Genomic DNA, 24,623 nt, shown 5'->3' with positions numbered 1-24,623 from the left:
GCGGGACCCTGGTTTTGGTTGAAAAAATCGGTTTTTTTGGTATACTTAAGATATGCAGCAGCCGGACATAGAGAAGAAAATTTTGGAGTTTTGGCGCAAAGACGGTACGTTCAGAAAATCCGTTGAGCGGAAAGCCCCGAAAGGGGACTACGTTTTTTATGACGGCCCGCCGTTTGCCACGGGCACCCCGCACTACGGCCATATCGTGGCAAGCCTCATGAAAGACATGGTGCCCCGCTACGTTACCATGCAGGGGTACCGCGTTCCGCGGAGGTGGGGCTGGGACTGCCACGGCTTGCCCATAGAGAACATCGTGGAGCAGTCGCACGGCTTTAAGCACAAAAAAGACATTCTGGAGTACGGGGTGGACAAGTTCAACGAGGACGCCCGCTCCAAAGTTTTAACGTACGTCCGCGAGTGGCGCGAGGTCATCAACCGCTTGGGCCGGTGGGTTGATTTTGACAATGACTACAAAACCATGGACCTGGAATTCATGGAGAGCGTGTGGTGGGTGTTCAAGGAATTGCATGATAAGGGATTGCTGTACGAAGCGTACCGCTCCATGCACATTTGCCCGCGGTGCGAAACCACGCTTGCCCAGTCCGAGGTCGCGCAAGGGTACCAGGAGGTGACTGATGTGTCGGTCACCGCCAAGTTTGAGTTAGTTGATGAGCCGGGAACGTTTTTGCTCGCGTGGACCACGACCCCCTGGACCTTGCCCGGGAACATGGCGCTTGCAATAGGCACGGACATTGAGTACATCAAAGTTGAACACGAAGGGTCGCGGTATGTCCTTGCCAAGGAAAGGCTTGCGGACGTGTTTGGCGAGAAAGAGCACGGCAAGCCCGCGAGCATTGCTATTGCGTCACTGCTGGGAAAAGCGTACAAGCCTCTGTTTCCGTACTACGACAACAGTAGTTTGGAAAACCGCGAAAACGCGTTCAAGGTGTATGCCGCGGATTTTGTGAATACCGAAGAGGGGACCGGAATCGTGCACATTGCGCCTGCGTTCGGGGAGGATGACTACGAACTTTCCAAAAAAGAGAATCTTCCCTTTGTGCAGCATGTGGCCATGGACGGCACGTTCGTTAGTGAGGTGACGGATTTTGCGGGGGGCTTCGTCAAGCATCAGGACAAACCCAATACCCCGGACCATCCGGAATCCGAGAGCGCCGAGAGCACTGACGTCAAAATTATAAAATATCTTGCCGCGCATGGCTCGCTCTTTGGCAAGGAAAAGTACAAGCACGATTACCCGCACTGCTGGCGGTGCGATTCGCCGCTGTTGAATTACGCCACTTCATCCTGGTTTGTGGCGGTTGAAAAAATCAAATCCAAGCTCCTCAAGAATGCCGAAAAAATCCACTGGAGCCCCGGGCACATCAAAGAGGGCAGGTTCGGGCAGTGGCTTGCCGGTGCGCGGGACTGGTCCATTTCGCGGCAACGGTTTTGGGGAAGCGTTCTGCCCGTGTGGAAATCCGAGGACAACCAAGAAATAAAAGTCATCGGCTCCATTGATGAGCTGTACCACGCAGGAGCTCCGGGCATCACCAAAATCATATTTATCCGGCACGCAGAGAGCGAAAAGAACATCGCGGGCATCCACTCGTCAGCCCTTGATAAGCATCCGCTCACCAAAGCTGGGGAGCGCGCGGCGCGCGCGTTGGCGGCGCAGCTAAAAGGCGAACGCATTGACGCCATCATCAGCTCCCCGATTTTGCGCGCCCGGCAGACCGCTGAATCCCTGGCCGGGAAGCTCGGCCTTGAGGCGGAGTTTGACGACCGGCTCAAAGAAGACAACAACGGAACATGGGAGGAGCGTCCCTCGGACGACTTGGCCGAAGATGCATCCTACCAAACGTATGCGTCCCTTCCCCTTGACGAGCGTTTTGGCTTTCGCATGGGCGGCGCCGAATCAGGGCGCGGCGTGTGCGAGCGCGTGCGCGCGTTTTTTGCTGATGCCGCAAAAACGCACAAAGGGGGGACCGTCGTAGTCGTATCGCACGGCATTATCAGCGCGGCGTGCGACTACCTGCTCCGCCAGGGGAGCCTCGGGAAGTTTTATTACTTGTGCGATGCCACGCCGTTTGCATCCCCGATCCCTTTTTACCTCAATGCGGACGGGTCGGGTTTTGATCTGCACAAGCACCACATGGACCGCATAACGCTCAAAGGGAAAGACGGCGCCGTCTTGCGCCGCGTTCCGGACGTGCTGGATTGCTGGTTTGAGGCGGGCTCCATGCCGTACGGGCAGGAGCACTACCCGTTTGAAAACGGGCAAAAATTTAAGGACAATTTCCCCGCGGAGTTCATCGCCGAGGGCGTGGACCAGACGCGCGCGTGGTTCTACTATTTGCACGTGCTCGCGGGCGCGCTTAAAGGCAAGCCCGCGTTCAAAAATGTGGCCGTGAACGGCATTGTGCTCGCGGAGGACGGAAAAAAAATGAGCAAGCGCCTCAAGAACTACCCTGACCCCATGGCCTTGTTTGAAAAGTACGGGGCAGACGCGGTGCGCTACTACCTGGCAACCTCCCCGGTGTTCTCTGCCGAGGATTTCAATTTTTCGGAAAAAGGCGTTGATGAAGTCGTGAAAAAAGTTCTCTTGATCTGGTATAATGTGCTCTCGTTCTACCGCATGCATGCGGACGATTCAATCAAGCCGAAACCCGGCACCACGCACCTGCTGGACCAGTGGATTGTTGCAAAGACGAACCAGCTCATCACCAATGTCACTGATGCGTATGACGCATACGATTTGAATAAGGCAGCGCGCCCTATTGCGGGGTACCTGAACGACCTTTCTACGTGGTACGTGCGCCGCTCGCGCGAGCGCATCAAAGCTCTGGACACGGAGGCCTTGGGAACGCTCAAATGGGCGCTGGAGCAGCTCTCGCTCGTCGCGAGCCCGGTGGTGCCGTTTGCGAGCGAGCACGTGTGGCAGGAGCTGGGGTACTGCGAGTCAATCCATTTGCAGGCGTGGCCAAAGGCGGGCGCGGTTGACGAAAAAGTTTTGTCGGCAATGGATAGGGTGCGCCAGATCGCAGAGCAGGGATTGGCGGCCCGCGCTGCAGCCGGAATTAAAATCCGGCAGCCGCTCTCGTCCGCGCGCGTTACCGGAGAAGCGCTCCCGAATGATGCCACGGAACTCATTGCGGATGAGCTCAACGTCAAAAACATCACCTACATCGCGGGTGATGCGCTTGCGGTTGCGCTTGATACAGAAATCACCTCCGAACTTGCCGCTCTCGGGCGCCTGCGCGAACTGGTGCGCGCCATAAACAGCATGCGCAAGGAGAAAGGCTTAACCCCGGGAGACGCCATTACGCTCGCCTACCACACCGAATCAAAGGAGCTTTTGAACGTGTTTGAGCAGTACGGCGATGAGCTTAAAAAATCAGTCATCGCCCGCGAGCTTGCCAACAAGAAAAACAGCGGCAAGGCAGTGGAGATAAACGGCGAAACCGTCAACATCAAATTTTAGCATGGCAACGTATAAAACCCAGGCAATCATCTTATCGGCCTATCCCTACCGCGAGCACGACCGGATCATCTCGTTTTTCTCGGATGACTTTGGGAGGATTGAGGCGCGGGCGCGCGGGGTGCGCAAACTCCAGTCAAAGCTCGCGGGGCACCTGGAGCCCTTCATCAAGACCGAGCTCTTGCTTGCAAACGGCAGAAAATGGGATATACTGGCAGGAAGCAGGACTTACGATCCCAGGGCTCTGATCCGTTCCGACATCGCCAAAATAGCGGCGGCAAGCGTGTGCGTTGAGGCCGTGAAAAGGGCCACCCGGCCGCTGTCGCGCGAATGCGGGGTGTACCATTTGTTGGATGAAACGCTCACCCGGATTTCCTATGCGCCGAGCGGGCAGGAATCCACGGCCACGGGGCAGTTCGTGTGGCACGTGCTCGCCTCAACCGGGTTTGCGCCGGAGCTTGCGGCGTGCATCAACTGCAAGAAGAAACTTTCATCCGGCGCGTTCAGCTGCGAGGGAGGCGGCATGCTCTGCAGCGCGTGCGCTTCCTGCGATTTATTCGCGGATGCGGCGGACGAGAGCGTGCTTGCGGAACTGCGGGGAGCAAGCCAAACGTTCGGCAGCGCTACACAGTCAATCGCAAAACGGTTCTGGAACTACGTGTTTGAGGAACCGCTTGAAAGCTGGAATTTCTATCATATGGTAGCGGCATAGTATGGCATCACGCAACATTTCAAGCGCCATGAAGAGCATTTACGGAACCGGCAATTTTAACCCGCGTTCCTTTGAGCACAAGCCCAAGAAGAGCGGAAAAGCGCTCTACCTCTGGGGCTTGGTTTTGTTCCTGTTTGCCATGGTTGCCGTGGTGCTCGGGGGCATGTACCTTTTTGGCAGGACGCCGGAGAGCTTTACGGGCCAACGCGTCAGTTTTGAGCTCATTGGCAAGAAGAGCCCGGAGACCGCAAACAGCGTACCCTACACCCTGCGCATCACCAACAACGAAGAGGTTGCCCTGGAGGCGCTTGAGCTCTACATTGACTGGCCGGACGAGGGGAGCGGACGGGAGGCAGGCATCGCGCACTTCATTTCCGCGGACCGGCAAGCCGAGAGCGAAGCCAACAACACCTGGAAGCTCGGCGGGCTTGGCGCCGGAGCATCAATTGACTTTCAGTTTACCGCGCGGTTCGGGGGCAGGGCAGGTACTGCGGTGGTGATCCCGTTTTCGCTTTCGTTCCAGCCGGAGTCGTTTACGAGCACGTACACGGCAACGTATGAGGAGGCCGTGACTCTGGGGGACCCGACCATCAGTTTGGACATCAGCGGGCCCGGGGTTGCCGCCGAGGGATCTGAAGTTTTATTTGTGGTGCGCGCCTCCGGAGAAACGCTCGCGCAGGAAAACGCGGCTGAAGTGTTTTTGGACCTGGATATCCCGGCAGCGCTCTCCATCATAACCCTCTCTCCCGCGCCCGCGGAGGAGGGAGGGCGGCGCTGGCCTTTGTCATCACTTGCCAAAAACGGAGACGCCTACGAGCTCTCCATTACCGGGGGCGTGGGAGCACCGTCGGGCTCAAGCGCCGTTATCTCGGCATCGCTCGGGCGCGGCGATTCCTCCGAGCCGCTCCTTACCGCATCCAAAGAAATCAGCATCCAGAACGCGTCCGTATCTGTCATTGTTTCAGGAACACCGGCAAGCGGGCAGAAACTGCAGTGGGGCGAGCGCATTGATTACGAAGCCACGCTCAAGAATACGGGCGAGTACGTGATGCGCGGCGTGTTGGTGAGGCTGAAGATGCCCAGCGAGAGCCTGTGGGACTCCGCATCCCTCAACATTCAGAACGGGGGGTTCTACGAATCCGGCAGCGTGTTCTGGGACACCGCCACAACGCCGGCTCTGGATTCGTTGCGCCCGGACGCAAGTGCCGCGCTGCGCTTGAGCCTCACCACAGCCAAGCGGCCGCCGCGCGGATTTGCCGGAGTGCCTCGCTTGGTTGCCGGGGCAGAGGTTAAAGCCAAGCTCGGGGACCAGGAGGTTTCTGTCGTAAGCGAAGAGCATCTCATCAACATTCTCGCGGATATTGATTTTGACATCATGGGCTTGTATACGAGCCCTGAAGGCGCGGTTCTGGGATCGGGCCCGCACCCGCCGCTCCCGGGCCAGGAGACGGTGTACGTCATGCAGTGGAACATTGGGCCAACCACGTCCGGCTTGCGCGACCTTACGCTCGCAGTACGGCTGCCGAGCCCTGTTTCGTGGAAAGACGATACAAGCCTCGCGGTCGGCGAAATCAGCTTTGACCCAGGCACGCGGAACGTTGTGTGGAAGGCATCACGCGTGCCAGCGCTTGAGCTGCCCATTGAGGTGCGCTTCAAGATCGGCGTTACTCCAACGTCCGCGCTTTCGGATTCCGCGGCCCTCCTTGAGCGCAGTGAATTCAAAGTGGTTGATGATGCGGCCGGGGAGGCAATGGAGCTGTTTCTGAACGGCGTGACATTGGGAAACATTGAGTAATGTTCGCTATCCGCAAACAATCCAGGCGCTCACTGGCGCGGCTCGGCACGCTCAAGACGCCGCACGGCTCTATCCAGACGCCGTTTTTTTGCCCCATCGCAACCAAGGGCGCGGTCAAATCTTTGACCGGAGATGATATGCGCAATCTCAAAGCGCAGATCATCCTCTCAAATACGTATCACCAGCTGTTGCAGCCCGGGCTGTTAATTTTGAAAAAGGCAGGAGGCTTGCACAAGTTCATGGATTGGCACGGCCCGTTGCTTACGGACTCGGGCGGGTTCCAGGTTTTTTCACTGGCAAAGATCCGCAAGATTCTCCCGGAAGGCGTCCGGTTTCGGTCGCACAGAGACGGCAGAGAGTTTTTGCTGACTCCGAAAAAAGCCCTGGAGATCCAGGAAGTGATCGGTTCGGACATCCGCATGGTCCTTGACGTGTGCCCGGCGTACCCCTGCTCCCGCAAAGAAGCGGAACGCGCAGTAGAGTTGACGACGAAGTGGGCTACTATGTCATTGCGAGGAGCGAAGCGACGCGGCAATCTTAATAACGCACTGTTGTTTGCAATTGTACAGGGTTCAATCCATCCGGACTTGCGCCTTAAATCAGCGCGCGAATTGGTCAATCTGGATTTTGACGGGTATGCCATCGGCGGTTTGGCGGTCGGCGAGCCGGCAAGCGACATGTTCAAAGTCCTTGAGTACACGGTCCCCGAACTTCCGGCCGAAAAGCCGCGCTACCTTATGGGCGTGGGCAAGCCGGAACAGATTGTTGCGGCCGTAAAACGCGGCATTGATTTGTTTGACTGCGTGATTCCCACGCGCGAAGCCAGGCACGCTCGGCTGTACTTTTGGAAAGGCGCGGGATTCGGGTACGAAGCCGCATCCATCACCAACGCGCGATTCGCAAAGTCCTTTGTTCCCATCAACGCGCAATCACACATCAAAGAGCTGCAAACGTATTCGCGCGCGTACCTGCACCACCTTTTCAAAACACAAGAGCCGCTCGCAGTGCGGCTCGCCACGCTCAATAACGTGGATTTTTACCTTGAATTGATGCGCCGCATCCGCACTGCCGTCAGCAAGGGAAAACTGTAAGTAAAAAAAGACCCGGGGGTGATGCAATGCGACCGAAGCCGCAAAGCACCACCCGCCGGGCTTGCCATGCCAGGATGAAGGCCTGCCATGGCGGCCGACCCATTCTTTTCCCGCCGTTTTGCGGCTGGGGCCCGAGGAGCGGGTCGGCGGAAGGTGCCGGCGGGCGACGAGATGAGAAACGCCCGCCGGCGTGTCGGCTGCCAAGGGAGAAAGCAGATGGCGATCTGCTCGCGCGGCGGCAACCGACGTGGGTTTTTTAAGAAGAGCAGATGAGCGCGGAGGGTGCGTCTAGCGCCGCACCCTCCGCGCAGCGCCAGCTTCTTGTCGCCGTGCTCGCGGAGGGGTGTTGCGAGCAAAGAAGCTGGGCTTCCGGCCTCAATCAGCGGACAAAGCACTGGCTGGGGGGCAGCCAAGGCAGCTGATTGCAACGAGGCCGAAGTACAGTGGCCCGGACAGGCACGGACGTGCGTCCGCAGGGCGAGGCCTGCCGGGCCGGCCAGGCTCTCTGAAGAGAGGGGGCTAGCCTGGCGTGTTAAGGAGCGGGGAATCGCGAAAGTACGTGTATACTTGCACATTGATTGATTTTTGTCAAGCTTTCGTGCTATCATAGAGCTATTGTATGCAAAAACAAGACCTCATGGAAAAAATTATTTCTCTGGCCAAGCAGCGGGGATTTATCTACCCGGGAAGCGAAATTTACGGGGGCCTTGCCAACTCCTGGGACTATGGCCCCTTGGGGGTTGAGCTCAAAAACAACATCAAAGCGCTCTGGTGGGACCTGTTTGTGCGCAGGCGGGATGACATGGTGGGCTTGGACGCGGCATTGATTATGAACCCAAAAGTGTGGGAGGCGAGCGGCCATGTTTCCGAGTTCAATGACCCCATGGTTGAGTGCAAAAAGTGCCACTCGCGTTTCCGCGCCGATAAACTTCCCCCTCCTCAAACGAGGAGGGGGTCAGGGGGTGGTTCTTGTCCGGAGTGCGCGGGGGAACTCACTGCGCCAGCGCAGTTTAACATGATGTTCCGCACGCACTTGGGGCCGGTTGAGGATGAGAGCAATGTTGTGTACCTGCGCCCGGAAACCGCGCAGGCGATTTTTGTTGATTTTAAAAACGTACTGCAAACTTCGCGCAAGACATTGCCGTTCGGCATTGCGCAAATCGGAAAAGCGTTCCGCAACGAAATCACTCCAGGCAACTTCATTTTCCGCACGCGCGAGTTTGAGCAGATGGAGATTGAGTACTTTATTCCCGCGCCAAAAGACGACAAGGATTGGGAGGAGCCGTTTGCAATGTGGGTAAAAGAAATGCATGAATGGATCAAAGCTTGCGGCATCAATTCCGGCAAGGTGCATGAGTTTGACGTGCCCAAGGATGAGTTGGCGCACTACTCAAAAAAGACTGTTGATTTCCAGTTTGATTTTCCGTTCGGAAAAGACGAGTTGTACGGGCTTGCGTACCGCACGGACTTTGACCTCAAAAACCACTTTAAGGAAGCTCCGTACAAAGACCCTGCATCAGGCGAAGATTTTTGGCCGCACGTGATAGAGCCATCATTGGGCGTTGACCGCACCTTGCTTGCTATCCTCGCAAGCAGCTACAGCCAAGAGGGTGATAGGGAAGTGCTCAAACTCGCTCCAAAGCTCGCGCCCTACAAAGTTGCGGTGTTTCCGCTCATGCGCAACAAGCCCGAGCTCGTTGCAAAAGCGCAAAGTATCTACCAGGACCTGCGCCAGAAGTTCATGGCTGTCTGGGATGATAGGGGCAATGTGGGCAAGCGCTACTACTCCCAGGACCAGATCGGCACGCCCTACTGCATCACCATAGACTTTACCACGCTTGAGGACGACACAGCCACCATCCGGGACCGCGACACTATGCAGCAAGTGCGCGTCAAGGTTGGGGAACTTGCGGGGTATGTGCGGGAGAAACTTAATTGACATGCCAAAAAAATACATCATTGCTATTGGCGGTTCCAGCCGGGCGTGGGCGAGCGTGAGTAGGTGGCGCTTAGCAGCGGAATAGGGCTGTGTTGCGGCCATGCCGTTTTTGTTATATACTGTAAGCGCTATGACCGCACGATTCCGAATCAATGAGAAAAAGTACCGCAACGCAGTACTTTTTTTTGCTAATAAAGTTCGCAACGGGACACTAGGGAAGCTCAAACTCATGAAGCTGCTCTACTTTTTGGATTTTGATTTTTTTGAGAAATACGGTAGGTCAGTTACCGGCGACCAGTACCTGCGGTTTGAGAACGGGCCGGTGCCGCGCATGGCGGAAAAGATGCTCAAGAAGATGGATGGCCGGGACATCAAAATCAGCAGGCGCGCTGTTGTGGACGGATACCGGGAGCAGCAGCTCATAGAACCCCTCAAGCCGTTTGACGTTTCCGCGTTCAGCAGAGAAGAACTCTTGATGCTTGAGGAGATTGCTGGCAAATGGGAAAAGTTTTCCGGCGCCGAAATGAAGAACGCGAGCCACGGCGAGGCGCCCTGGATTGCCACCAAGCCGGACGGCGTGATTGATTACAATTTGTCCTACTATCGCAATACGTATGGAGAGATGGCGAAGGTGTGAGTATGGAGGTGGAGCGGCACGATGGCATCAAGAAAGATTTTAAAAAACTCAAGCGCTACCCAGCTCCGGAAGAATCGCTCCAGGCGTGGGTGCGCTTGTTTTGCGTTAAGGGTTTAGCCGAGACACCCGGCATTGAGCAGTTCAACGAGTTCGGCAATGAGCGCGTGTACAAAGCGCGGGTCGTGCCGCTCGGGGAGAACGTGGGCAAGTCGCACGGCTACCGCCTTGCGTTTCAAATGGCGTCACCTCAAGCGGCCACACTGCTGGTCTTTTCGCGGCATGGAATTTACAAGCATGAGAAAGAGTTGATTGCCATAATAAAAGAGCGTTTGTTACTATAGTTTGAATTCTGATTGTTTCTATGGGAGCGATAGTGAAGCAAGTATTTTTCAACCGCCCCACGCTCAAAGTTGCAGAAGAGCTTTTGGGCATGTTTCTTGTCCGCAGAATCGGGAGCAGGGAAATCAGCCTGCCTATTACGGAAGTGGAGGCATATGATGGTTTTAACGACAAAGCGTCCCACGCGAGCAGGGGGAATACCCTCCGGAACGCGCCCATGTTCGGGGATGCCGGGTTTTGGTATGTGTATTTGGTGTATGGCATGCACTGGATGCTGAATATCGTCACTGGCGCTCGCGAGTATCCAGCCGCAATACTCATCCGTGGCGCAGGTAGTATCAATGGCCCGGCTAAACTCACCAAGGCGCTCTCCATCACCAAAACATTCAACGCAAAGCCCGCGAGCCGCATTACTGGATTATGGATTGAGGACAGGGGAGTTGTCGTCAAAAAAAGCGATATCAAGCGCCTTCCGCGCATTGGCGTGGACTATGCGGGACCTGTGTGGGCGAAAAGGAAGTATCGGTTTGTTGTTGTTTGAGGGCATTGCAATTTTACCCCAAAAACGATACTATTTCAGCATGGCATTTCATCAAACCAAACTCAAGAACGGCATTAAGGTAATTCTTTCGCCGAATACCGCCACCCGGGCGGTTTCCATTTTGGTGTTGATTAAAGTGGGTTCGCGGTTTGAGGCCAATCCCATCAACGGCATTTCGCACTTTGTGGAGCACCTCTTGTTCAAGGGCACTGCCAAGCGGCCGAGCACGCTCATCATCTCCAAGGAGCTGGATTCAATCGGCGCGGACTACAATGCCTGGACCGGCAAGGAGAGCACCGGGTACTACATCAAGGCCGAGAATACCCATCTTCCCATAATCCCATGGCAAAGGTTGAGGACCTGTTTGAAGAGGATTTGTTCGGCAGCGGTTCAAAACTTGGCCAGCACGTGATTGGCACGCCGCACACCATCACGCAGATGAAGCGTTCGCAACTCGTCAATTACTGGCAGAAGCACTACCACGCCAACAATATCGCCATAAGCATTGCCGGCAACTTCCAAAAGGCCCGCGTTTTATCACTCCTGCAAAAGCAGTTCGGCTCAATCAGACGCGGCAGCCGCAACCGCGTTGCTCCGCTCTCGCGCGAAATCAACAAGCAATCATTTAGCGCGCACCGCAAAGAGACGAGCCAGGCTCATGCCGTGCTCGGGTTTCCGGGGGTCGCGGGCGAGCACAAGGACAAGTACGCCCTGGGATTGCTTTCCATAATCCTCGGCGGCAACATGAGCTCAAGGCTCTTCATCCAGGTGCGCGAGCGCTTGGGGCTGTGCTACTTCATCCGCTCCTCATCCGATACACTGGAGGACACGGGCACGTTCACCATCCAGGCGGGCTTGGACCTCAAAAAATTTGATAAGGCGCTTGAGGCAATCAGCATTGAGCTTGCGGACATCAAAGCCAATGGGGTCAAGGGAGACGAGCTTGCGAGCGCAAAGGAGTACATCAAAGGCAAGATGGCTTTGAGCCAGGAAGATTCTCTGGACGTGGCGTCATTCTACGGGTCCCAAGCGCTGTTTGCCAAAAAAATTAAAACTCCGGAGGAGGTGTTTCGCAGAATTGACAAGGTCAAGCTTGCCGACGTCAAAGCAGTTGCGAACAAAATTATCCAGCGCAAAAAACTGCACCTCACCACCTTAAGCCCGTTCAAGTCCGTAAAGCAGTTTGCTCGTTTTTTGCAATTCTAGTATAATCAGCGTATGGCAAATCCGTTTTCAGACCCAAAAGACTCAACCACCATACACCTCTCAACGTTGAGCATCGTCAAAATCCTGGCGGTGCTCGCGGTGCTTACGTTTTTTTACCTGGTGTGGGACATTGTGGTGCTCTTGTTCGTGTCGCTCGTGTTTGCCGCATCACTCGGCCCGTCCATTGACTGGCTGGAGAAGAAGCGCGTTCCGCGGGGAGCCGGTATCCTCCTCATCTACGTGGCTCTGGTGTTCGTGTTGAGCCTGGTGATTGTGCTCCTCATCCCCCCAATCACGGAGCAGATTGACCAGCTGGCTGCCACGTTCCCGTTCTACTACGAGCGGCTGATAAACCTGTTCGGGAATTTGCAGATCCAGAGCGATTTCGGCGAGGCGTTCCAGAGCAACTTGCGCTCCATTGGCCAGACCCTGTCCTCGTACACCGGTTCGGTGGTGGCAACCCTCTCCGGCATCTTCGGTGGGCTCACCACCCTCATCCTAGTGCTGGTGCTTACGTTTTACTTTTCCGCCCGCCGCGACGGCCTCAAGTATTTCATCCGCTCCGTGACGCCCGCGAGCCACCAGAAGTATGTGGAAAGCATGTTTGTCCGCATCCAGGACAAGCTCGGGCTGTGGCTGCGCGGCCAGCTCCTGCTTTCCGGAATTATTTTTGCGGTCACCTGGATCGGGCTCTTGGCGCTCGGGGTCAAGTACTCGCTGGTGCTTGCCTTGATTGCGGGCATCACCGAGGTCATTCCGTTTTTGGGCCCTATTATCGGCGCCATACCCGCCGTGCTCCTCGCGTTTTTGCAGTCCCCGATTAAAGCGCTCTTGGTCGTCATTCTGTACCTCGTGATCCAGCAGCTTGAAGGCAACATCATTGTGCCCAAGGTCATGCAGCGCGCCGTGGGCATGAACCCGATTGTGGTGATTGTCGTCATTCTGCTCGGCGCGAAACTTGCCGGGATTTTGGGCGCCATCCTCTCCATTCCGGTTGCGGTTGCGGTGATGACCATTGCAGGCGACTGGTTTGGGGTGATGGTTGAGGAGATTAGGGGCGAAAAATCTTCTTGATGGCAAAGCCATTCTACATCACCACCACCCTTCCGTACGTAAACGCGAGCCCGCACATCGGGTTTGCGCTGGAAATCGCGCAGGCGGACGCCATTGCGCGCTACCGCCGCTTGCAGGGGGATGAGGTGTTTTTCAACACGGGCACGGACGAGCATGGCCTCAAAATCTACCGCAAGGCCCAGGAGGCCCACGAGGATCCGCAGGCGTACACAGACAAGCACGCGCAACGGTTTGATGATCTTAAGGCTGCTCTGAACTTGAGCTATAACGCGTTCATCCGCACCACTGATCCGGCCCACAAAGCCGCGGCCCAGGAGTTCTGGAAGCGGTGCGAGGCGGCAGGGGACATCTACAAGAAAAATTACAAGGTCAAATACTGCGTTGGGTGCGAACTGGAAAAGACTGAATCAGAACTTGCGGATGGGAAGTGCCCTCTGCACCCGGATACAGCCCTTGAAACTATAGACGAGGAAAATTATTTTTTCCGTTTTTCAAAGTACCAGGAGCCGCTTTTGAAGCTGTATGAATCGCAGAGCGATTTTGTGCTGCCCCCGCACCGGCTAAAAGAGATTACGGAGTTCGTGAAATCCGGGCTGGAAGATTTCAGCGTCTCGCGGTTGCGGGAGAAAATGCCCTGGGGCGTTCCGGTTCCCGGGGATGAGCGCCAGGTGATGTACGTGTGGTTTGATGCCTTGGTCAACTATATTTCCACGCTCGGCTGGCCAAGCGATGAGGCAATGTTCAAAAAGTTCTGGCCGGGCGTGCAAATCGCGGGCAAGGACAATTTGCGCCAGCAGGCATCCATGTGGCAGGCAATGCTCTTGTCCGCCGGGCTGCCGAATTCCAAACAGATCCTGATCCACGGATTCATCACGAGCGAAGGCAAAAAGATGTCCAAGTCAAGCGGTGCGGTCATAGACCACCATTGAAAAATTTGAACAGCGCTACAACGGAGACCTCGCCAATGGCCTGGGGAATGTTATCTCCCGCGTTTCAACGCTTTTGGAAAAAGACGCAATCACGGTTTCCATCGCGCCGGGCAGCGACAAGAAGCTCGCTACGGCCGTCTCATCCGCAATGGAGCGCTACCAGTTCAACGAAGCGCTCGCCGTGCTCTGGCGGGAGCTCTCAAGGGTTGATGAAACGCTTGCCGAATCAAAGCCCTGGGAGATGGAATCAGCAGGCGAGAAAAAGCAAGTGCTTGAGCCGGTGAGCCAGCAGATTCTGAATATTGCCGTTCTCCTGCAGCCGTTCTTGCCTGAAACCGCGGAATATATTATGGAGCAGTTCAGCAGTTCGCCGGTCAAAAAGGCAAAACCATTGTTCCCCCGGAAGTAAATATTTGGTACACTATTCCCATGCTTGTCGTTGACTACATTTTACTCGCCATGGTGGGTTGGTCCACGGTCTGGGGGTTTCGGAAAGGCCTTATCCGGTCCGTGGGGGGCATTGTGGGTTTGGTCGGCGCCGTGGCGCTCGCGAGCCGGTACTATGAGCCAGCTGCGGAGTTCATCGCGCCGATTATCGGGTTTGACCACAACCTCAACCTGGCGCGCATGATCGCGTTTGTGGCGCTTTTGATCGCGGTCAACTACCTTGTGGGCTTCATCGTTTCGCTCGCGGAGCGCGTGTACACGTCAGTCGCGGTGCTGCCGTTCATGCAGTTCGGCAACCGCTTGCTCGGCGCGGCCTTAGGGCTCTTGCAGTCCTCCATCCTCCTTGGCTTGGTGCTCTATTTTGCGGCGCGGTTTCCGTTCGGGGGCTTGGTGGAAAATTTTTTTGACGGTTCCCGGGTTGCGCCCATTCTTCTCGGGATTGCGGGAATCGTCCAGCCGCTTCTGCCGGACGCCATCAAGCAGATCCAGTCTTTGATATAGTGTGAGCGGCTTGTTGCGGGGTTGTTTTTTGCGCGGCCGCGTGGTATGATAGGCGAGTCTATGGAAGATATCAGTAAAAAACAAATGACCTTGGATAGTTTGGATATTTCATACCTTTCCGATAAACGGTATTTTGAGCTCAAACACCGTGATGCGCTGATCGCCCAGTGGGTTAAGGCCATAGCTGAAAAAACCGGCGTGCCCGTGGATTTTGGGCAGTTGGAAAAGATTAATTAGCTTCGGATGACCAGTTTCCAAGCCCGTCGCTTGTTGCGCAAAGTCGCCAAGGCGTTGGACGGCAAACTTAAGATTTCTATTACCTAAAACCGACCGTATGAACAAGAAGTTAGCTCCAACCGTTGATTGGGAGGTAACTGGTTCGTCCGATGAGTCTAGAGGGGTAACATATACAGGTCTAAGAGAAGAGAAGTTATATACAGCAAGTTTTGGAATATCAGTAGGGAATGTTAAGCTTGACGACTTTATTCAGAAATACAATAAAGACGGAATTATCGGCGGCCAACAAGTCAGTTCCATTTATCAGTCAGAGAAGTACGACCTCAATGGCATTGTAGCAACAAAATTAACTGGTTCAACGGAATTAGGACTCCCTGTTCACTTTCCTCAATTAATTATGCTCATCGACACCCATTGCCATTTAGCGTTTAAAGCTTTTGACGATTCCTGGCCCGAGGTGGTCAAACGCGCCCGGGAGAAAGATATTCAGATGATTGCCGTGGGCGCGGCTAAGGCCACGAGTGAAAAATCCATCGCCATCGCGGAATCCAGCGATGGCGTTTTTGCCGCCTTGGGCGTGCATCCGACGCACACGGATGAGGAGTTCGATTTTGACTGGTTTAACAAAGCGGCTGATCATCCAAAAGTTGTGGCAATCGGGGAGACCGGGATTGACCATTTCCATATTGACGAGAATCAGCGCGAAGTTATCTTAAAAAAACAGGAAGATTTATTGCGGGCGCATTTAACCATTGCGCGGGATAAAAAACTGCCTGTCATACTGCATTCGCGTGATAGTAAAACAGAATCCAAAGCACCACCCCCTAACCCCCTCCTGGTTACAGGAGGGGGAATGGTATCAGAGGAGATTCCCATTCCGGCACGACAGAGGGGACTGGGGGGTGGTCTTACGGCTTACGAACATCTCTATAATATCATCAAAGACTTCGGGTATTTCAAGTGCGTTCTGCACTGCTATGGCGGGGACTGGGCGATGGCTAAAAAGTTTTTGGATTTGGGGCTGATGCTTTCCTTTACCGGCATTGTGACATTCAAAAACGCCAGCGAAACATTAAAGGAGGTAGTACGCAATATTCCCATGGATCGGATGATGATTGAGACTGATTCACCTTATTTGGCGCCCGAGCCCTACCGCGGAAAGCAAAATGAACCGTCATATGTTGAATATGTGGCCAGGGGTATTGCGTTCATTCGGGGGCAGGACTATGATACAGTGGCTTCCCAAACTACGGAGAACGCTAGACGCTTTTTTGGAATCTAGAGCCTTAGCGCGTTGATGATCCCCACGCTTCGCTCGGGACCAAGGATTGCCGCGGGAGCTATCGCTCCCTCGCAATGACATTATGGATGTAACATTTTTAATCATTATCATCATCCTTTTGGCGGGCTTTAGCGCGCTTGTATTTGTGCTGATCGGGCGCATCCGCGAAATGCAAAAGCCGCCGGACACACAAGGCCTGCAATTGCTGCAGAACCAGCTTAATGAGCTTACGCGCACCCTGGATTCCAAGCTCGGGGAATCAACCAAGATGATGCAAGCGCAATTCGGGCAGTCCTCAAAAATCATCCAGGGGATCACGGGCCAGTCCCACCAGATCCTGAAAGACGTGACCGAGCGCCTCACCAAGTTGGACGAGACCAACAGGCAGCTACCAGATGCAGTACAAATTCAAGGACGGGGAAATCGTTGACGCGGCCGTGTTCATTGACGAGAAGATCGTGCCTGTTGATTCAAAATTTTCCCTGGAAAACTACAACCGCGTGATTGCCGCGGACACAGAAGAGGACCGGAACCGGCACGAGAAGGTGTTCAAGAACGACCTCAAGAACAGGATTGACGAGACCGCAAAGTACATCCGCCCGAGCGAGGGGACCATGGATTTTGCGTTCATGTTCATCCCGAGCGAGGGCATTTACTATGACCTGCTCATCAACAAAGTTGGGGCCGTAAAAATCTCAACCGAAGATTTGATTGAGTACGCGTTCAAGCGGAAGCACGTCATCATTGTGTCCCCCACGTCGTTTCTCGCGTACCTGCAGACCGTGCTCCAGGGCTTGAAAGCCTTGCAGATAGAAAAGGACGCCCAGGCGATCCGCACGCAGGTGGAGGCTTTGGGAAAGCACATCGTGAATTACGAGGAGTACGTCCGCAAGCTCGGCGGGCACCTCGCAACCACGGTCAATGCGTACAATACGTCGTTCCGGGAGCTCGGGAAGATAGATAAGGACGTGATGAAAATCACGGGCCGCACTGAATCCGGGGTTATGCCTGAACTGATTGAGGGGCCGGAAAAAGTTGATGAGTAGCCGGATGGCGCAAAATGTGCTATACTATAACCGCCTGTGGAAAAGTCGTACCCGGGCACTAAAAAAATAAAATAAAACTATGGCAAAAAAGTTGATGGCACACTCCGCGCAGATCACGTTCGGCGTATTTTTGATCATCCTCGGGATTCTGCTCTACGCGCGCCAGATGGGATTTGTGGATATTGACTTTCCGGTGTGGCCCGTGGTCTTGGTCGCGTTTGGCGTGGTCTTGGTCGCCGGCGAGATGAGCAAGGGATAGCGCGCCGAGAAAAGATTTTTCATGCAAGGAAAAATGGGTCCTGGCCCCATTTTTCTGGCTTTGCAGCCGCGGAAGCAGAGTACACCATGGATCCATACCTACAAACAGCGCTCGCGGCTATGACCCCAATCGGGGAACTGCGTTTGGCTATTCCCCTGGCATTGGGATCGCTCGGCCTCTCCATAGCCGAAGCCTACGCGCTCTCGGTACTGGGAAACATGGTGCCGGTCGTTTTTTTACTGCTTTTTTTGGATGCGGTGTCCACGTTCCTCGCGAGCCGCTCCCGGCTCTGGGAGCGTTTTTTTGCGTGGGTGTTCAGCCGCACGCGCCGCAAAATTACCGGGAAGTGGGAAGTGTACGGCTCCATTGCGCTTGTGGTGTTTGTGGCGATTCCGCTGCCCCTGACCGGAGCCTGGAGCGGCTCTGTTGCGGCCTATTTGCTCGGGTTGCCGTTCTGGCGTTCGCTCGGGCTCATTTTTTCGGGAGTGCTCCTTGCCGGTTTGGCGGTGGCGCTCGCGAGCCTGGGGGTGCTCCATATACTATAGTTTCGGAAAAAAATCAAGGGCTAAGGAGCATTGACACAGCCGCGGAAAGGGTTCTTAATGTGGTTAGGGCACCGTACACAGTTACCTACTTTTTTTAGTTATGAACGAGCCGAAACTCTCTTCATCGCCCGACCGGAGCTACCACCTGCTCGCGTTCCGCATCATAGGCGATTTTGGCGCCGCCATTGCCGTGCCCGTGGTCCTGTTCGTGCTCGCAGGCAGATGGCTTGATGAGCGGTACCAGGGGGGCTGGCTTTTTACGGTTCTGGCTTTCATCCTGGCGGCTTTCTTGTCCGGCACGGTTATCTACCGCAAAGCCAAGCGCTACGGCGCGGAGTACCAGAAGTTAGGCACGAGCAAGTAATTACCCATGGAATTCCATATCCCCACATTGGCTCCTGATGTTGTTTTCCACCTCGGCAGTTTTGGCATTACCAACACCATCATCAACGCGTGGCTCGCGATCGTGATTTTTTTGGCGCTCGGCATCGCGGTCCGCGTGCGCCTCTCCCTGCGGCCGGCTGGATTGCAGAACGCCCTGGAGTTTTTTTTGGAGACCATGCTTGGGTATTTTGACCAGGTGACGGGCGACCGGAAGAAAACGCTCACCTTCTTGCCTATCGCGGGCAGCGTGTTTTTTTTCATCCTGCTCTCCAATTGGCTCGGCCTTTTGCCCGGCACCGGCAGCTTAACCTGGAACCACGAGTTTGTCCTGCGCCCGGCCAATACGGACTTGAATTTAACGGCTGCCATGGCCATTTCGGCGGTGGCGCTGTCGCACGCGTACGGATTCATCACAGTTGGCGTGTTCACCCATCTGAACAAATTTATCCAAATCGGCAGCTTCATCAAGAGCTTAAGAAAAGGGCCGGTGGCTATTTTTACGGCCATCATTGAGCTGGGCGTGGGCCTGATTGAGATAGTGAGCGAGCTTGCCAAGGTGCTCTCCTTGTCCTTGCGGCTCTTTGGCAACGTGTTCGCGGGCGAGGTGCTGCTCTCGGTGATGGCGAGTTTGGTTGGTGTGGCGGTGCCGGCGCCGTTTATGCTGCTGGAGCTTTTGGTGGGCGTGGTCCAGGCCGGAGTATTCGCGATGCTCGCGTTGATGTACCTGACGGTTGCAACCACCGCGCCGGTCCACGAAGAGGCGCATTAGCATTACTTATCAGAGTGGGCGCCGCGGCGAGGTTAAACATACTTCCCCTCGGCCGGACGCGCCCGTAAGAAAGGAAATGATATGGAACATGAATCAGTCGTGGTCCTGGCCAAGGCCTTTGCCATAGCGATCGGCGGCCTGGGGCCCGCGCTCGCCATCGGCCGCCTGGTGGCCAAAGCCCTGGAGTCAATCGGCCGCAACCCCGAGGCATCGGGCAAGGTGTTTGTGCCCATGCTCTTGGGCGCGGCGTTTGCCGAGTCCATCGCCATTTACGCGTTGGTGGTGGTGTTCACTTTGAAGTAGTTTTATTGGGCCGTTCACTTGCTGGACAGCCCGAATAAGATTATTTTTTTATGGATATTTTAGCCTCGTTCGGGCTTGATGTGCGCCTGTTTTTATTCCAGCTTGGGAACTTCGTTTTGGTGGCGGCCATACTGTGGTGGCTGATTTTAAAGCCGCTCGCAAAAAAACTTGAGGAACGGAAAAACGTCATTGACCAGAGCCTGGACAACGCCGAGAAGATCCAGGGCCGCCTGGCCGCGTCCGAGGCTGACTACAAAAAACGCATGCACGCGGCCAGAGTGGAAGCGGAAAAAGTGCTGATTGCTGCGGCGAACGAGGCCGGGGCAGTATCCGAGGAGCTGAAAGCCAAGGCGCGCGTGGAGATAGAGCGCCTGGTTGCGCAAGCCAAGCGCACGGTCCAGGCGGAAAAAGAAGAGATGATGGCGGCTTTCAAGGAAGAGGCGGCAGGGGTGGTGGGCGCGGCTTTAGAGAAGCTCATTGGCGAAAAGATGACCGCAGAAAAAGACAAGAAGCTGATCGCGGGCATCATCAGCAAGCTCAAAGCGTAGTATGGATACCAGAACTCCCCAAACCTATGCGCGCGCCCTGTACGAAATCACGGCCAATAAGCGCGGCGCGGCCTTGGAAAAAGCCATTCGGCATTTTGCGGCGCTCCTGGCGCGCGAGCGCGCGCTCCGGCGCGCGGACAGGATCATCGGCGCATTCATCCATTACGCCAAGGCCCAAGAAGGGATTGCGGAGATTCACATAGAGAGCGCCTTTCTGCTGGATGGGGCAACAGTGGGCCGCATAAAAAAAATTTTCGGCGAAAAAGCGGAGGCCACAACCACGCGCAACGCGCGCCTCCTGGGCGGTGTGGTGGTGCGGAGCCGGGATACCATTTTTGACGCCAGTGCGGCCACCCAATTACGCAACTTAACGATGAAGCTAGCTTCTTAAACCTATGTCAATCAATGCCATTGTTGAACAACTAAAAAAACAGATAGAGGGCTTTGAGAGCGCGGTCCACGTTGAGGAGGTGGGCGCGGTGATTGAAGTCGGGGACGGCATTGCCCGCTTGTCAGGCTTAACGCGCTGCCAGTTTAATGAAATGTTGGAGTTTCCCGGCGCTACCTTTGGCGTGGCTCTGAACCTGGAAGAAGAAACCATCGGCGCCGTGCTCTTGGGCGAATATGCCCATATTAAAGAAGGGGATACGGTTAAGCGCACGGGCCGCATCTTGTCCGTGCCCGTGGGCGAAGAGCTGATCGGCCGCGTCGTCAATCCCCTGGGCGCGCCCATTGACGGGGGATCTCCCATCAAATCAAAAAAATTCTATCCTATTGAACGGATCGCGCCCGGAGTTGCGACCCGCCAGGGCGTGTCGCAACCGGTTCAGACCGGCATCAAGGCCATTGACGCCATGATTCCGATCGGCCGCGGCCAGCGCGAGCTCATCATCGGCGACAGGCAGACCGGCAAAACCGCGGTGGCGATTGACACGATCATCAACCAAAAAGGCCAGGACATGGTGTGCGTGTACGTGGCCATCGGGCAGAAAGAATCCAAGGTGGCGCGCTTGGTGGCGAAACTTAAAGAAACCGGGGCCATGGATTATACGATTGTGGTTTCGGCCGGCGCTTCGGATCCGGCCTCGCTCCTCTATATTGCGCCGTACGCGGGCGTGGCTATGGCCGAATATTTTATGGATCAAGGGAAAGACGTGCTGGTGATTTACGACGATTTATCCAAGCAGGCCTGGGCCTATCGCGAAATTTCGCTCTTGCTGCGCCGCCCGCCGGGCCGCGAGGCTTATCCGGGGGATGTATTTTATTTACATTCCCGCCTGCTGGAGCGGGCTTGTCGTCGTAATAAGGAGTCGGGCGGCGGCTCCATCACGGCTTTGCCGATTATTGAAACCCAAGCCGGGGACGTGACCGCCTACATCCCGACCAACGTCATTTCCATTACGGACGGCCAGATTTTCCTGGAAACCGATTTGTTCTACCGCGGCATCCGACCGGCTCTTAATATCGGCATTTCCGTGTCCCGCGTGGGCGCGGCCGCGCAGATTAAACCCATGAAGAAAGTGGCCGGCAAGATGAAGCTTGCCATGGCCCAGTTCCGCGAGCTGGAAGCCTTTGCCCAGTTCTCAAGCGATTTGGATCCGGAAACCAAAAAGCAGATTGATTTGGGTCAGCGCCTGGTTGAAATTCTAAAACAGCCGCAGTTTGCGCCCCTGCCCGCGGCCAACCAAGTGGCCGTGATTTACGCCATCTCCAACGGCTTTGCCAATAACGTAGGGGTGCCGGATATCCGCGTTTGGGAAGAAAAGTTTCACAGCCACATGAATAAAACCCATAAGCATTTGCTTGATAAGATTGGGAAAGGCGAGTGGGACGATTCCATAGAAGGCGAATTAAAGACTGCGTGCGAGGACTATGCCGCTTAACACCAAGGCAATCAAGCGGCGCATCAAGTCCGTCGGCTCCACCAAGAAGATCACCAAAGCCATGGAAATGATTTCCGCGGTAAAGATGCGCAAGGCCGTGGCCAACGTGCTCGCAAGCCGCTCGTACGCGGCCCTGGCCTGGCAGATGCTCTCGGACATTGCGGCCAAAACTGCCATCGCGCATCATCCGCTCCTGGCGCGCCGGCCGATTAACACCATTGGCTTGATCCTGATTACCTCCAACCGCGGATTGGCGGGCGGATTTGCGAGCCGCCTGCTCGCCCGGGTGCACGAGTACATCGCAGAAGCAGAGGCAGGGGGTGCAACAAAGGTGGAGGTGATGCTCGCGGGCACGCGCGGGCAAAAAATTTACCAGCGCTACGGGCATGCGGTTGCGGCGGAATTCCCGAAGATTGATTTGACCACCCGGCCGGAAGAGGCCCTGCCGCTTTCACAGACGGCGGTGGCCGAGTACATCAGCAAAAAGTACGACAAAGTTGTGCTGGCCTATACGGATTTTATTTCGCCGTTAAAACAGACGCCGCAGTTGAAAGAGCTCCTGCCCCTGGCCAGGCCGGAGGAGGCAGCTGTCCCCACGCAAGGATCCGGCCCGCATTGGCAATTCCTCTTTGAGCCGAATCCGCGCGACACCTTAACCGCGCTCGTGCCGCGGCTCGTGGAAATGCAGATCTACCAGGCGATTCTGGAATCCGACGCCTCGGAGCACAGCGCCCGCATGCTGGCCATGCGGAACGCCACGGACGCGGCGGCTGACATGATCACCGAATTAAACTATATTTATAACAAAGCCCGCCAGGCCGCGATTACGCAAGAAATTTCGGAAATCGTCGGTGGAGCAGCGGCTCTAGCATAATCGTTATGAACAAGGGCATTATCACACAAATCATCGGCGTGGTCGTTGACGTACATTTTCCCGAAAAGCTGCCGGAGCTCTACCATGCCTTGGAAACCAAACTGCCGGATGGCTCTACTTTGGTTTTGGAAGTGCAAAAACATCTGGGCGGGAATGTGGTGCGCACCGTGGCCATGTCCACCACCGACGGCCTGGAGCGGGGCCAGGAAGTAATTGACCGCGGCGAGCCGATCAGCGTGCCCGTGGGCGCGGTGACGTTGGGCCGCATGTTCAATGTGACCGGCGATCCGATTGACAACCTGCCTGCGCCCAAAGCCGCAAAGAAGTATCCCATCCACCGCCGCGCGCCGGAGTTCACCAAGCAGTCCACTAAATACGAAATTTTGGAAACCGGCATCAAAGTGGTTGATTTAATCTGTCCGTTCTTGAAGGGCGGCAAAGTGGGCCTGTTCGGCGGCGCCGGGGTGGGCAAGACCGTGGTCATCCAGGAGCTGATCCGCAACATCGCGCAGGAGCACGGCGGCTATTCCATGTTCGCGGGCGTGGGCGAGCGATCCCGGGAAGGCAATGATTTGTACCGCGAAATGAAAGAGAGCGGCGTGTTGGATAAAACCGCGCTGGTGTTCGGCCAGATGAATGAACCCCCGGGCGCGCGGGCGCGCGTGGCTCTGACCGCGCTGGCTATGGCCGAGTATTTCCGCGATGAAGAGGGCCGGGACTTACTGCTCTTCATTGACAACATATTCCGCTTTACGCAGGCCGGCTCCGAGGTTTCGGCGCTTCTCGGCCGCATGCCTTCGGCCGTGGGCTACCAGCCGACCTTGGCCACGGAAATGGGCTTGTTGCAGGAGCGCATCACCTCCACGGACAAGGGCTCCATCACCTCGGTGCAGGCCGTGTACGTGCCGGCTGACGACTTGACGGACCCGGCGCCGGCCACCACGTTCGCGCATTTGGATTCCACGGTGGTGTTGAACCGGTCATTGACGGAATTGGGTATTTATCCGGCCGTTGATCCGCTTGATTCCAATTCCACGATGTTAGACCCGAATATTGTGGGTGTTGAGCATTACCGCACGGCCCGGGACGTGCAGAAGGTGCTGCAGCGCTACAAAGATTTGCAGGACATCATTGCCATTTTGGGCATGGAAGAATTGTCCGATGAAGATAAAATTGCCGTGGCCCGCGCCCGTAAGATCCAAAAGTTCCTGTCCCAGCCGTTCTTTGTGGCCGAGGCGTTCACCGGCACCGAGGGCAAGTACGTGACTTTGGCGGAAACCATCCGCGGCTTCCGCGAGATTCTGGACGGGAAGCATGATGAGCGGGGGGAGCAGGCGTTCTACATGAAGGGCGGGATTGATGAGGTCAAGTAACCATGGGCACGATTAACTTCAAAATTATCACTCCGGAGCGCGTGGTTTTTGAAGACCAGATTGACCAAGTTACCATGATGACCACGTCCGGCGAAATTACTGTTTTACCCGGGCATATACCGTTGGTTACGGTTTTGCAAAGCGGTGAATTGCGCTGCAAGAAAGGGGAGGAAGAATACGCCCTGGCCGTCTCCGGCGGATTTTGCGAGGTGCGGCCGGACAATTCTTTGGTGGTGCTGGCGGACACGGCCGAGCGCGCCGAAGAAATTGACGTGGCGCGCGCCAAGGAAGCGCATGAGCGCGCCGAGAAACTGATGTCCGAGGCGCGCCACCACGAAGACGTTGATTACGCGGCCTTGCAAGCAAAGCTGGAAAAGGAATTTGCCCGCGTGCGCGTGGCTAACAAGTACCGCAAGCTGCCGAAGCCGTAG

General features: G+C 55.7%; 25 protein-coding genes and 2 pseudogenes. All 27 read left to right on the top strand.

What is annotated here, in order from left to right; translation table 11 throughout:
* The first annotated feature begins 52 nt into the window (after nt 1-52).
* The 27 genes and pseudogenes from HYT31_03875 (at nt 53) to HYT31_03745 (ending at nt 24,623) form a co-directional block, all read left to right on the top strand.
* Complete coding sequence (locus tag HYT31_03875) at nt 53-3,481, top strand: class I tRNA ligase family protein (GenBank protein ID MBI2050921.1); 3,429 nt, start codon at nt 53-55, stop codon at nt 3,479-3,481.
* 1 nt (nt 3,482) lies between these two features.
* On the top strand, nt 3,483-4,190 hold the full coding sequence (gene recO, locus HYT31_03870) for a DNA repair protein RecO (GenBank protein MBI2050920.1): 708 nt from the start codon (nt 3,483-3,485) through the stop codon (nt 4,188-4,190).
* Between the two features lies 1 nt (nt 4,191).
* Complete coding sequence (locus HYT31_03865; GenBank protein MBI2050919.1) at nt 4,192-5,985, top strand: hypothetical protein; 1,794 nt, start codon at nt 4,192-4,194, stop codon at nt 5,983-5,985.
* The gene (gene tgt / locus HYT31_03860; GenBank protein ID MBI2050918.1) at nt 5,985-7,076 is read left to right on the top strand and encodes a tRNA guanosine(34) transglycosylase Tgt; all 1,092 of its coding nucleotides are present in this window, start codon (nt 5,985-5,987) and stop codon (nt 7,074-7,076) included. The genes HYT31_03865 and tgt overlap by 1 nt, the downstream gene beginning before the upstream one ends.
* A 637-nt stretch (nt 7,077-7,713) precedes the next feature.
* A complete protein-coding gene (locus HYT31_03855; GenBank protein MBI2050917.1) occupies nt 7,714-9,015 on the top strand; it encodes a glycine--tRNA ligase in 1,302 nt (433 codons plus the stop codon).
* 130 nt (nt 9,016-9,145) lie between these two features.
* Nucleotides 9,146-9,652 (top strand): SocA family protein, encoded by a 507-nt coding sequence (locus HYT31_03850; GenBank protein ID MBI2050916.1) that lies wholly within the window; start codon nt 9,146-9,148, stop codon nt 9,650-9,652.
* 2 nt (nt 9,653-9,654) lie between these two features.
* A complete protein-coding gene (locus tag HYT31_03845; GenBank protein MBI2050915.1) occupies nt 9,655-9,993 on the top strand; it encodes a hypothetical protein in 339 nt (112 codons plus the stop codon).
* 20 nt (nt 9,994-10,013) lie between these two features.
* Nucleotides 10,014-10,532, top strand: coding sequence for a DNA-3-methyladenine glycosylase (locus HYT31_03840; protein MBI2050914.1), 519 nt, complete (start codon nt 10,014-10,016; stop codon nt 10,530-10,532).
* 40 nt (nt 10,533-10,572) lie between these two features.
* Entirely contained in the window at nt 10,573-10,944 is a 372-nt protein-coding gene (locus tag HYT31_03835; GenBank protein MBI2050913.1) for an insulinase family protein, read from the top strand.
* On the top strand, nt 10,875-11,738 hold the full coding sequence (locus HYT31_03830) for an insulinase family protein (protein ID MBI2050912.1): 864 nt from the start codon (nt 10,875-10,877) through the stop codon (nt 11,736-11,738). The genes HYT31_03835 and HYT31_03830 overlap by 70 nt, the downstream gene beginning before the upstream one ends.
* A 12-nt stretch (nt 11,739-11,750) precedes the next feature.
* Entirely contained in the window at nt 11,751-12,812 is a 1,062-nt protein-coding gene (locus HYT31_03825) for an AI-2E family transporter (GenBank protein ID MBI2050911.1), read from the top strand.
* Nucleotides 12,812-14,150 (top strand): annotated as a pseudogene (locus HYT31_03820) (methionine--tRNA ligase). The gene HYT31_03825 and the pseudogene HYT31_03820 overlap by 1 nt, the downstream one beginning before the upstream one ends.
* Before the next feature lie 20 nt (nt 14,151-14,170).
* On the top strand, nt 14,171-14,689 hold the full coding sequence (locus HYT31_03815) for a CvpA family protein (GenBank protein MBI2050910.1): 519 nt from the start codon (nt 14,171-14,173) through the stop codon (nt 14,687-14,689).
* Between the two features lie 60 nt (nt 14,690-14,749).
* Nucleotides 14,750-14,926, top strand: a complete 177-nt coding sequence (locus HYT31_03810; GenBank protein MBI2050909.1) for a hypothetical protein — start codon at nt 14,750-14,752, stop codon at nt 14,924-14,926.
* 97 nt (nt 14,927-15,023) lie between these two features.
* Entirely contained in the window at nt 15,024-16,208 is a 1,185-nt protein-coding gene (locus tag HYT31_03805; GenBank protein ID MBI2050908.1) for a TatD family hydrolase, read from the top strand.
* Nucleotides 16,209-16,290: 82 nt separating this feature from the next.
* Nucleotides 16,291-17,254: pseudogene (locus tag HYT31_03800) on the top strand (DNA recombination protein RmuC).
* 79 nt (nt 17,255-17,333) lie between these two features.
* On the top strand, nt 17,334-17,513 hold the full coding sequence (locus tag HYT31_03795; protein ID MBI2050907.1) for a hypothetical protein: 180 nt from the start codon (nt 17,334-17,336) through the stop codon (nt 17,511-17,513).
* A gap of 86 nt (nt 17,514-17,599) precedes the next feature.
* A complete protein-coding gene (locus tag HYT31_03790) occupies nt 17,600-18,058 on the top strand; it encodes a small multi-drug export protein (GenBank protein MBI2050906.1) in 459 nt (152 codons plus the stop codon).
* A 100-nt stretch (nt 18,059-18,158) separates the two neighbouring features.
* A complete protein-coding gene (locus HYT31_03785; protein ID MBI2050905.1) occupies nt 18,159-18,422 on the top strand; it encodes an AtpZ/AtpI family protein in 264 nt (87 codons plus the stop codon).
* A 6-nt stretch (nt 18,423-18,428) separates the two neighbouring features.
* A complete protein-coding gene (locus HYT31_03780) occupies nt 18,429-19,211 on the top strand; it encodes a F0F1 ATP synthase subunit A (GenBank protein ID MBI2050904.1) in 783 nt (260 codons plus the stop codon).
* 81 nt (nt 19,212-19,292) lie between these two features.
* Nucleotides 19,293-19,514, top strand: a complete 222-nt coding sequence (gene atpE, locus HYT31_03775) for an ATP synthase F0 subunit C (GenBank protein ID MBI2050903.1) — start codon at nt 19,293-19,295, stop codon at nt 19,512-19,514.
* A gap of 50 nt (nt 19,515-19,564) precedes the next feature.
* On the top strand, nt 19,565-20,062 hold the full coding sequence (locus HYT31_03770; protein MBI2050902.1) for an ATP synthase F0 subunit B: 498 nt from the start codon (nt 19,565-19,567) through the stop codon (nt 20,060-20,062).
* A gap of 1 nt (nt 20,063) precedes the next feature.
* Nucleotides 20,064-20,453: a F0F1 ATP synthase subunit delta gene (locus HYT31_03765; GenBank protein MBI2050901.1), complete on the top strand. Its 390-nt coding sequence runs from the start codon at nt 20,064-20,066 to the stop codon at nt 20,451-20,453.
* Nucleotides 20,454-20,457: 4 nt separating this feature from the next.
* The gene (locus HYT31_03760) at nt 20,458-21,945 is read left to right on the top strand and encodes a F0F1 ATP synthase subunit alpha (GenBank protein ID MBI2050900.1); all 1,488 of its coding nucleotides are present in this window, start codon (nt 20,458-20,460) and stop codon (nt 21,943-21,945) included.
* Nucleotides 21,935-22,819: an ATP synthase F1 subunit gamma gene (gene atpG / locus HYT31_03755; GenBank protein ID MBI2050899.1), complete on the top strand. Its 885-nt coding sequence runs from the start codon at nt 21,935-21,937 to the stop codon at nt 22,817-22,819. Before HYT31_03760 ends, atpG begins: the two co-directional genes overlap by 11 nt.
* 5 nt (nt 22,820-22,824) lie before the next feature.
* A complete protein-coding gene (gene atpD / locus HYT31_03750; GenBank protein MBI2050898.1) occupies nt 22,825-24,192 on the top strand; it encodes a F0F1 ATP synthase subunit beta in 1,368 nt (455 codons plus the stop codon).
* Between the two features lie 2 nt (nt 24,193-24,194).
* Entirely contained in the window at nt 24,195-24,623 is a 429-nt protein-coding gene (locus tag HYT31_03745) for a F0F1 ATP synthase subunit epsilon (GenBank protein ID MBI2050897.1), read from the top strand.

The sequence above is a fragment of the Parcubacteria group bacterium genome, assembly GCA_016181765.1.
In the GTDB taxonomy this organism is placed as follows: domain Bacteria; phylum Patescibacteriota; class Patescibacteriia; order UBA2169; family UBA2169; genus CG10-46-32.
Note: the sequence above shows the minus strand (reverse complement) of the source record. Positions and strands in the feature narration are given on the sequence as shown.

Excerpts from the sequence above, each read along its gene's own strand:
- HYT31_03835 (MBI2050913.1), top strand. The coding sequence starts at position 10,573 with ATGGCATTTCATCAAACCAAACTCAAGAACGGCATTAAGGTAATTCTT.
- HYT31_03865 (MBI2050919.1), top strand. The coding sequence starts at position 4,192 with ATGGCATCACGCAACATTTCAAGCGCCATGAAGAGCATTTACGGAACC.
- HYT31_03745 (MBI2050897.1), top strand. The coding sequence starts at position 24,195 with ATGGGCACGATTAACTTCAAAATTATCACTCCGGAGCGCGTGGTTTTT.
- HYT31_03780 (MBI2050904.1), top strand. The coding sequence starts at position 18,429 with ATGGAATTCCATATCCCCACATTGGCTCCTGATGTTGTTTTCCACCTC.
- atpE (MBI2050903.1), top strand. The coding sequence starts at position 19,293 with ATGGAACATGAATCAGTCGTGGTCCTGGCCAAGGCCTTTGCCATAGCG.
- HYT31_03830 (MBI2050912.1), top strand. The coding sequence starts at position 10,875 with ATGGCAAAGGTTGAGGACCTGTTTGAAGAGGATTTGTTCGGCAGCGGT.
- HYT31_03875 (MBI2050921.1), top strand. The coding sequence starts at position 53 with ATGCAGCAGCCGGACATAGAGAAGAAAATTTTGGAGTTTTGGCGCAAA.
- HYT31_03810 (MBI2050909.1), top strand. The coding sequence starts at position 14,750 with ATGGAAGATATCAGTAAAAAACAAATGACCTTGGATAGTTTGGATATT.
- HYT31_03825 (MBI2050911.1), top strand. The coding sequence starts at position 11,751 with ATGGCAAATCCGTTTTCAGACCCAAAAGACTCAACCACCATACACCTC.
- HYT31_03790 (MBI2050906.1), top strand. The coding sequence starts at position 17,600 with ATGGATCCATACCTACAAACAGCGCTCGCGGCTATGACCCCAATCGGG.
- HYT31_03805 (MBI2050908.1), top strand. The coding sequence starts at position 15,024 with ATGAACAAGAAGTTAGCTCCAACCGTTGATTGGGAGGTAACTGGTTCG.
- HYT31_03765 (MBI2050901.1), top strand. The coding sequence starts at position 20,064 with ATGGATACCAGAACTCCCCAAACCTATGCGCGCGCCCTGTACGAAATC.
- HYT31_03850 (MBI2050916.1), top strand. The coding sequence starts at position 9,146 with ATGACCGCACGATTCCGAATCAATGAGAAAAAGTACCGCAACGCAGTA.
- atpG (MBI2050899.1), top strand. The coding sequence starts at position 21,935 with ATGCCGCTTAACACCAAGGCAATCAAGCGGCGCATCAAGTCCGTCGGC.
- HYT31_03760 (MBI2050900.1), top strand. The coding sequence starts at position 20,458 with ATGTCAATCAATGCCATTGTTGAACAACTAAAAAAACAGATAGAGGGC.
- tgt (MBI2050918.1), top strand. The coding sequence starts at position 5,985 with ATGTTCGCTATCCGCAAACAATCCAGGCGCTCACTGGCGCGGCTCGGC.
- HYT31_03815 (MBI2050910.1), top strand. The coding sequence starts at position 14,171 with ATGCTTGTCGTTGACTACATTTTACTCGCCATGGTGGGTTGGTCCACG.
- HYT31_03845 (MBI2050915.1), top strand. The coding sequence starts at position 9,655 with ATGGAGGTGGAGCGGCACGATGGCATCAAGAAAGATTTTAAAAAACTC.
- atpD (MBI2050898.1), top strand. The coding sequence starts at position 22,825 with ATGAACAAGGGCATTATCACACAAATCATCGGCGTGGTCGTTGACGTA.
- recO (MBI2050920.1), top strand. The coding sequence starts at position 3,483 with ATGGCAACGTATAAAACCCAGGCAATCATCTTATCGGCCTATCCCTAC.
- HYT31_03785 (MBI2050905.1), top strand. The coding sequence starts at position 18,159 with ATGAACGAGCCGAAACTCTCTTCATCGCCCGACCGGAGCTACCACCTG.
- HYT31_03770 (MBI2050902.1), top strand. The coding sequence starts at position 19,565 with ATGGATATTTTAGCCTCGTTCGGGCTTGATGTGCGCCTGTTTTTATTC.
- HYT31_03840 (MBI2050914.1), top strand. The coding sequence starts at position 10,014 with ATGGGAGCGATAGTGAAGCAAGTATTTTTCAACCGCCCCACGCTCAAA.
- HYT31_03855 (MBI2050917.1), top strand. The coding sequence starts at position 7,714 with ATGGAAAAAATTATTTCTCTGGCCAAGCAGCGGGGATTTATCTACCCG.
- HYT31_03795 (MBI2050907.1), top strand. The coding sequence starts at position 17,334 with ATGGCAAAAAAGTTGATGGCACACTCCGCGCAGATCACGTTCGGCGTA.